The sequence below is a fragment of the Komagataeibacter europaeus LMG 18890 genome (assembly GCF_000285295.1).
GTDB lineage: Bacteria > Pseudomonadota > Alphaproteobacteria > Acetobacterales > Acetobacteraceae > Komagataeibacter > Komagataeibacter europaeus.
Map to the genome: position 1 here is coordinate 1 of NZ_CADP01000139.1, position 6,194 is coordinate 6,194.

The 6,194-nt window shown below is 61.0% G+C and carries 9 protein-coding genes and 1 pseudogene; all 10 read right to left on the minus strand.

What is annotated here, in order from left to right; all coding sequences use genetic code 11:
• Nucleotides 1-76 precede the first annotated feature (76 nt).
• Nucleotides 77-298, minus strand: a pseudogene (locus GEU01_RS23340) (IS110 family transposase); the annotation flags it as partial.
• 75 nt (nucleotides 299-373) lie between these two features.
• Nucleotides 374-931 carry a Fic/DOC family N-terminal domain-containing protein gene (locus GEU01_RS23345; protein ID WP_019087314.1) on the minus strand — a complete coding sequence of 186 codons (558 nt, stop codon included), beginning with the start codon at nucleotides 929-931 and terminating at the stop codon, nucleotides 374-376.
• Nucleotides 932-1,047: 116 nt separating this feature from the next.
• On the minus strand, nucleotides 1,048-1,719 hold the full coding sequence (locus tag GEU01_RS18905) for a DUF6118 family protein (RefSeq protein WP_026018877.1): 672 nt from the start codon (nucleotides 1,717-1,719) through the stop codon (nucleotides 1,048-1,050).
• Between the two features lie 294 nt (nucleotides 1,720-2,013).
• A complete protein-coding gene (vapC, locus tag GEU01_RS18910) occupies nucleotides 2,014-2,406 on the minus strand; it encodes a type II toxin-antitoxin system VapC family toxin (RefSeq protein WP_019087316.1) in 393 nt (130 codons plus the stop codon).
• Nucleotides 2,403-2,597 carry a type II toxin-antitoxin system VapB family antitoxin gene (locus GEU01_RS18915; RefSeq protein WP_026018878.1) on the minus strand — a complete coding sequence of 65 codons (195 nt, stop codon included), beginning with the start codon at nucleotides 2,595-2,597 and terminating at the stop codon, nucleotides 2,403-2,405. The genes vapC and GEU01_RS18915 overlap by 4 nt, the downstream gene beginning before the upstream one ends.
• 64 nt (nucleotides 2,598-2,661) lie before the next feature.
• Complete coding sequence (locus GEU01_RS18920) at nucleotides 2,662-3,084, minus strand: type II toxin-antitoxin system VapC family toxin (RefSeq protein WP_010517484.1); 423 nt, start codon at nucleotides 3,082-3,084, stop codon at nucleotides 2,662-2,664.
• Complete coding sequence (locus GEU01_RS18925; RefSeq protein WP_019087318.1) at nucleotides 3,081-3,332, minus strand: FitA-like ribbon-helix-helix domain-containing protein; 252 nt, start codon at nucleotides 3,330-3,332, stop codon at nucleotides 3,081-3,083. Before GEU01_RS18925 ends, GEU01_RS18920 begins: the two co-directional genes overlap by 4 nt.
• 85 nt (nucleotides 3,333-3,417) lie before the next feature.
• Nucleotides 3,418-3,681 carry a toxin-antitoxin system HicB family antitoxin gene (locus GEU01_RS18930; RefSeq protein WP_007396295.1) on the minus strand — a complete coding sequence of 88 codons (264 nt, stop codon included), beginning with the start codon at nucleotides 3,679-3,681 and terminating at the stop codon, nucleotides 3,418-3,420.
• A complete protein-coding gene (locus GEU01_RS18935) occupies nucleotides 3,678-4,100 on the minus strand; it encodes a putative toxin-antitoxin system toxin component, PIN family (protein WP_010517487.1) in 423 nt (140 codons plus the stop codon). The genes GEU01_RS18930 and GEU01_RS18935 overlap by 4 nt, the downstream gene beginning before the upstream one ends.
• 46 nt (nucleotides 4,101-4,146) lie before the next feature.
• Nucleotides 4,147-6,194, minus strand: a 2,048-nt coding sequence (gene traA / locus GEU01_RS18940; RefSeq protein WP_019087319.1) for a Ti-type conjugative transfer relaxase TraA, incomplete at its 5' end; no start/stop codon positions are given.

The following is a 6,194-nucleotide window of genomic DNA, read 5'->3' on the forward strand; positions in this document are numbered from 1 at the left end:
TCGAGATGGTCATTCATACTTCCTTTCGGTGAAGTATGGACCAGATCAATTATACACAGAAGATCGGACACTCTCTCAGCCTTACTTCGTGGCCGAGCGCGCCAAGGGTTCTGGCCCAGTGATGGGAGGCCCCACAGGCTTCAATGCCAATCACTGTCGGCGGCAGTTTCTCGAAAAACCGGATCATCTGATGTCGGCTCAGTTTCCGGCTTAGCGCAACCCGCTCTTCGGCATCCACGCCGTGGAGCTGAAACACTTTTTTCGAGGTATCCATGCCGATACGGACCAACTGATGCATGATGGTTTCCTTCACTGACATTCAACTCCTCAGCATCCTCTCAGGACCACAGGGAGCCGTCCACACCATCAGTTCTCAGTGAAAATCAACAAGTGGATCCAGGTCACAGAGCCCGTCATCATTCACGGACCGCTCCAGATCCGACATATGCCCGATAATCTCCCGCCCGTCCTGCGGCGGCACAAAGACCACTTCCCTCGTGCGCTCGTTCTTCAGGGCTGTTCCAGGGGTATTTCGAAACCCATCCTCCCGCTTCTTGAGCATCTGGAAAATCGCGATCAGCCCCTTGTTCAGGACTAGGCCATCGGTTTCCTTCAGCTGCCGAAATCCCAGATGTAAGGCATCACGATAGAGGGCGACTTCCTTGGCCGCCACTGAGTCCGGCCCCTCGGGAAACAGATCCGCCTGAAAGAGCTCATCCTGGGTGGTGACGATATTCTCGATTTCCGAGGACGCCTTGGCTTCCTGCAAAGCCAGCGTATCAATCAGTATCCCCTGATTAGGAATGGTTGCCGCCCGCCCCTTCAACTCCGCCAAAGCCCGGTTGGCCTCGACCAGCGCCCTGAGAACCGGAACCGTTTCTATCTCCGTCTGAGGCGGTAAAGGCCGAATAGGGTAGGTTGACGTTAACATGACATCCTGACGTGGTAGCAATATGCGTTTTTTCTAACACGTCAGAATGATCCGTCAAAGAAATCCGGTTTCTTTGACATGTCACTTTCTATTTCGGCTTCATATCTCTCCACAGACTATTCCTGCTCTGACGGAACAATGATGACACAAGATTTCTGAGTTTTTTCCTGACCTGAGGCCACTTTCTGGCAAGCTGCAATCCTGTCTCTGTTGACCTCAACCAGCTGGCTGTCCTCACGTACACGTTGCCAGCCTTCAGGATTGCTGACCGCCATCATCATGGCCCCAGAGTTCCAGCGATCTTTCTCCCCAACAATAAAAGATGCCACTCGCGTCCCGACAGAAGATGGCAAGAGATACGCCAGAACAGGAGACAACCCGATCCCTGCAACCAGACAGGCCAGCCCTACCTTCAACACCCACCAGCTTTGCCGGTCCCGGGTGCGCGCCTGCCCGACAATGTCGGTCAGTTGCTGCCGCTCCACCTGAACCGCACGGATCGCGGTATGAAAGGCGGCCTGCATGTCCTGACTGACAGAAAGCCCTGCCTGGCGTACCCCCTGCCCGTAGGCCTGCGGTGTCATCTTCAGCGTCGGACTGGCCTCGATCGCCTTCATGCGCGCGCTCACGTCGTTCAGGGCCTTGACCAGTCTGGCCAGGTCCGGCGTGTAGTCAGGCGGCCGGTTGTCCCGCCATGCCTGGGGCAGCGCTTCCACGCTGCGCCGGAGCACCGTCATTTCGGCGCACAGATCCTCAAAGGCACGGGCTGCCGGATCCGTCTCGCTCATGATGGAACCATCCCCACATCCAGATTCAGTTTTCCGGCACGTCCAGACGATCATCATCCTGGCCAGCCTCTTGCGTTCCGGCCCTTTCCTGCTTTCCGAAAAGCAGCCGCCTTCGCCCTTCTTCCATTGCCAGGAGCGTAAGCCTGTTTGGCCGACTGTCTGAAGCCGCGTTCTGAATAGTCCGTCGCAATCTTTCCGCATTGCGCGGACTACTCAGAAGATGCGCTGTCTCCTGACACACGGCTTGTTCTTTTTCCTGCACAACATACCTCCCCCGGTAGCCTGCCCCCCCGATCAGGCAGCCCGTTCCAGCCCCAGATGGTCCACGAACGGATCAAAGTCCCGGTCACTGTAGAGCAGGCGATGACCGCTCACGATGCACCGGGTCGCAATCAGGGTATCAATGGTTTTCCGGATCGTAATGCCCCGACCGCGTAGATGACGGAAATACCGCGCCGCCTCGACCATCACATCGCGACCACCGATTTCAACCAGGTCCAGGGCACCCAGCATCCTCTGTGCCTGATTGAAATCCCGTTCGTTTGAGAAACCCTGCAGGACCTCGGTCATCATCAGATCGCCAATGCTGACCAGATCTTCCCCCAGCATCTGGTCAAGAAGATCAACCTGTGGGGTCGTCTTCCCCCGAAAAAAATCGATCCAGACCGATGAATCCACCAGGATCATGCGTCGGAGCGCATGGCATCAAGATCACCCTGCCAGTCGAGCTTTCCCCGCAAGGTGCGGAGTTCCCGCTGCTGCTTCAGCTTGATCAGCGTCCGCAACCCGAGTTCGACCGCTTCCTTCTTGGTTTTGACGCCAGACGCCTTCAGCGCATCTGTCATGAGGGCATCGTCAATGATGATGTTTGTTCGCATGATGTGTATCTCCAATAGAAATCATACACATTAAATCATCCGCTCTCAAGCATGCCGCAGGACATCAGGTATCCTCCCACGGATTGAGAACCCGCACACCGGCCGCCTCGAAAGGAGACACGTCGCGGCTGGCCACGACATAACCCCGGGATGCAGCGGTTGCCGCAATATAGCCATCTGCCTTGCCAATCGCCCGACCTTCTGACCTGGCCCGCACCATCAGTTCGGCATAGGCCTGGGACGCCGCCAGATCGAACGACAGGACACGCCCCGCGAACAAGGGCAATACCTCCTGTTCCAGCCGCTCATGCAGTACAGAACGCCGCCGACCGGTCGGCATCGCCCCGATCCCGAAACGCAGTTCCGCCACCGTGACGGCAGACAGAAAAAGCGTCTCGATCGCCTGTTCATCAATCCAGATCAGAACACGCGGCTCCGGCACAGGCTTCCACGGCTCCGAGATCACATTGGTATCAAGCAGGATCATTCGAAGGACATCGGCTCAGCCGGGGTCTGATCCCGAACCTGCAAGGCCGCGACATCCTGTTCGCTCACACCCGCCTCACGACCGATGGCTGCCAGCAGCGATCCCAGCCGGACCCTCTGCTGCGGCCGGACGGCCGCTTCCAGAATGGTCCGGATCTCTGCTTCCGTACTGCGCCCATGCAGCATGGCCTGCGCCTTCAGCGCCCGATGCGTCTCTTCCGGAAGATTACGAATAACCACAGAAGACATGACAGGACTCCTCATTTCCTGGAATGATATCATAAATATAATTTCGATATCTTTCCAGAAAAACCCGACATCCCCTCATCCAGATTCAGTTTTCCGGCACGTCCAGACGATCATCGTCCCTGATCTGCCCCTTTGTTCCGATCCGCTCCAGAAGAGCTTTGGCACGAGCAGGCGTGGTCCGTGTCGCCCGTGCGGAAAAATACCGTTCCGCTTCTGCCTGCCCACCCAGACGGGCCGCGACAGCCGTCGCAACAAAAAGGTTCATGCTGACACCTGAAAGCGCCGCCTGACGCGTTGCGGCTTCCCGCATATCTTCCGGAAGCCGAAGCTGGATTTTACTGCTACTCATCCTCTCATCCTTCGCAAAAGAACACCTGGCCGCACTGCTGGAATACCGAACCGTGATACGGCCCGCTGCATGTCTTTCAGATTGAACGTGGCGATCGCATCCGCATTTCCGTTGATCGCTGTCTCAACCACAAGTTCATCATCACCGTGCGCACCTGTCGGTCGCCACCTGTAATCAAAAGAAACCGGGACGCAGCACCCTGCAAGTCCATCAAGAACCTCCAGAACTTCATCCCCCTGAACGCCCATTCGAAAAAGGTTTTCAGAACGACGCAACACCGCCTCGTATTCGACCAGGAGGGTCGTGGAGAGCAGCAGACTGAAATTCCTATCCAAGGCCCCCAGCAAAAGCTGCCGGGACGCTCCGTCCGGTGACATGAATCCCGAAAGAACAACATCCGTATCAAGAACAACGCGCATAGTGACATCATATATGACGTCACTGCTTAACGTAAATCAAAATCTCCTACATCCCCATATCCATATCCCGCCCCCTGGAGCGCGACAGCGAGCGCGTGCGCTGCGGCTGCAATCCATGATCGAGCGTCGATCCCTTCCGGACGCCCAGTTCGTGTCCCTTCTGCCGCAGGAGGGATTCAAGCTGCGCGTCCCGCTTCAGTTCCTTGAGCGCCACCCCCTGCTGCTCACGGCTCAGCCCGTCCCATGCCTTCACGAACCGCGCGGCCCGCAATTCCGGACTTGTCCGCACCTTGTCCTCGTGTTCCAGCCCCTCGACCAGCCTGCGCGCCCGCGCCGGCCCCTCCAGCCCGTACAGGGCCTGACGGATCTCCGGCTCGTGCTTCACGGCGGTTTCCAGAGCAATCACCGCCCCGGGCCGTAGCTGTTCCAGGGCCGTGCTGGCGTCAAGCCATGCCTTCTTCTGGTACTCCAGCACCGGCAGGTCCTGCTCCACCATGCGCCCGATGTCCCGCACCGCCCGCGCATACTGCTCCACCACCTGGTGGAGCGGATCACCACCCGGCACAAACCCGCCCAGCCCGGCCGGCACCTGCGCGCGCTGCACGCGCGGCAGCCGCAACCCGGCAAAAGGAGAGGCGGGAGCCTCACGCTCAACCTCACTTTCCCCCTTCCCGGCCCCGGCATCCATCCCGGCCGACACGTCTTTTTCCGCCGTCCGGCCACGCCCCCGCACGGACAGGTCCAGCCCGTCGAACATCCCGCGCTTCCGCTGTGCCGGTGCCGGATCCGGCGTACGGACAGCTTCGGTCTGCCTGTCCTTCCGGGGGCCAGAGGCAGCCTTGCCGCGCTCCACCACGATCTCGCTCTCGGGGACATGCAGCCCGCGTCGTCGCGCAAACCCGGCATCCCGATCCCGGACATGCAGGTAATCCAGCGTGGTATCCTTCAGCCGCTCGCGCGACAGCCGCCGCACCAGCCCGTCCCGGTCGCCCACGTCATCCCGGCCCCAATGGACGGACACGCTCTCCCGATGCCGCGACAGCGCCACATAGACCCCGTGCCGATCCAGGCTTCCCGTCGCCAGCACATGCGCCCGGTCCACCGTCACACCCTGCGATTTGTGGATGGTGGCCGCATAGCCATGATCCAGCGCGTCATAATCCGCCACCGACACGGATACGACCCGGCCACGCCCGGTCCCACCCGGCCCGTCGAGCTGCACCGACAGCACGAGATCCCCGGCATCAGGCGACCCCACGATGCCCCGCACCGTGCCCAGCGTACCGTTCTTCACCCCCAGCTCCCGGTCATTACGCAGGAAGTAGACACGCTCCCCGTCCGCGAACATCCGCTCGCCCTGGGCGGTCGACACCAGCACGTCGTCACCCAGCTCACCCGCCTCCCGCCGGATCTCCCGCGCCGCCTCGTTCAGCGCCCGCACATCGACACGCCGATGCGCCAGCATGATCTGGCTTTCCTCTGGCGCGGCCTGACGCGCTTCATCCCATCCGGCCACCACCCCGGCCCGCGCCTCTTCCAGCGTGTCATGACCGCGCACCAGGCCAGCCGTCTCATAGCGCTCCAGCGCCCTATCCGTCCGCCCGGTCGCCAGCTCCTTCGTGGCCGCCTGCTGCCAGCCTTCACGCTGCCGGCGCACGGCGGTGATTTCCACAGACCCGACCCGCTCGGCCACCGCCCGGAACGCACCACCAGCCTCGATCGCCTGCAACTGCTCGGGATCGCCCACCAAAACCACCTTGGCCCCGGCATCCCGCGCAGCTGAGAGCACCCGCTCCATCTGCCGTGACCCCACCATGCCGGCCTCGTCCACCACCAGCACGTCCCCGCGCTCCAGCAGGTCGAACCCACGCGCCCACGCACGCTCCAGGGAGGCCAGCGTCCGGCTCTCGATCCCGGACCCCGCTTCCAGACCTTCCGCCGCGATCCCCGACAGCGCCGCCCCGCGCACCCGGTACCCGGCCTCTTCCCATGCCGCGCGGGCGACACCCAGCATGGTGCTCTTCCCCGTCCCGGCATACCCGACCACCACGGACAGGTCGCGGGACTTCGTGACCTCGCCCACCGCCAGCGCCT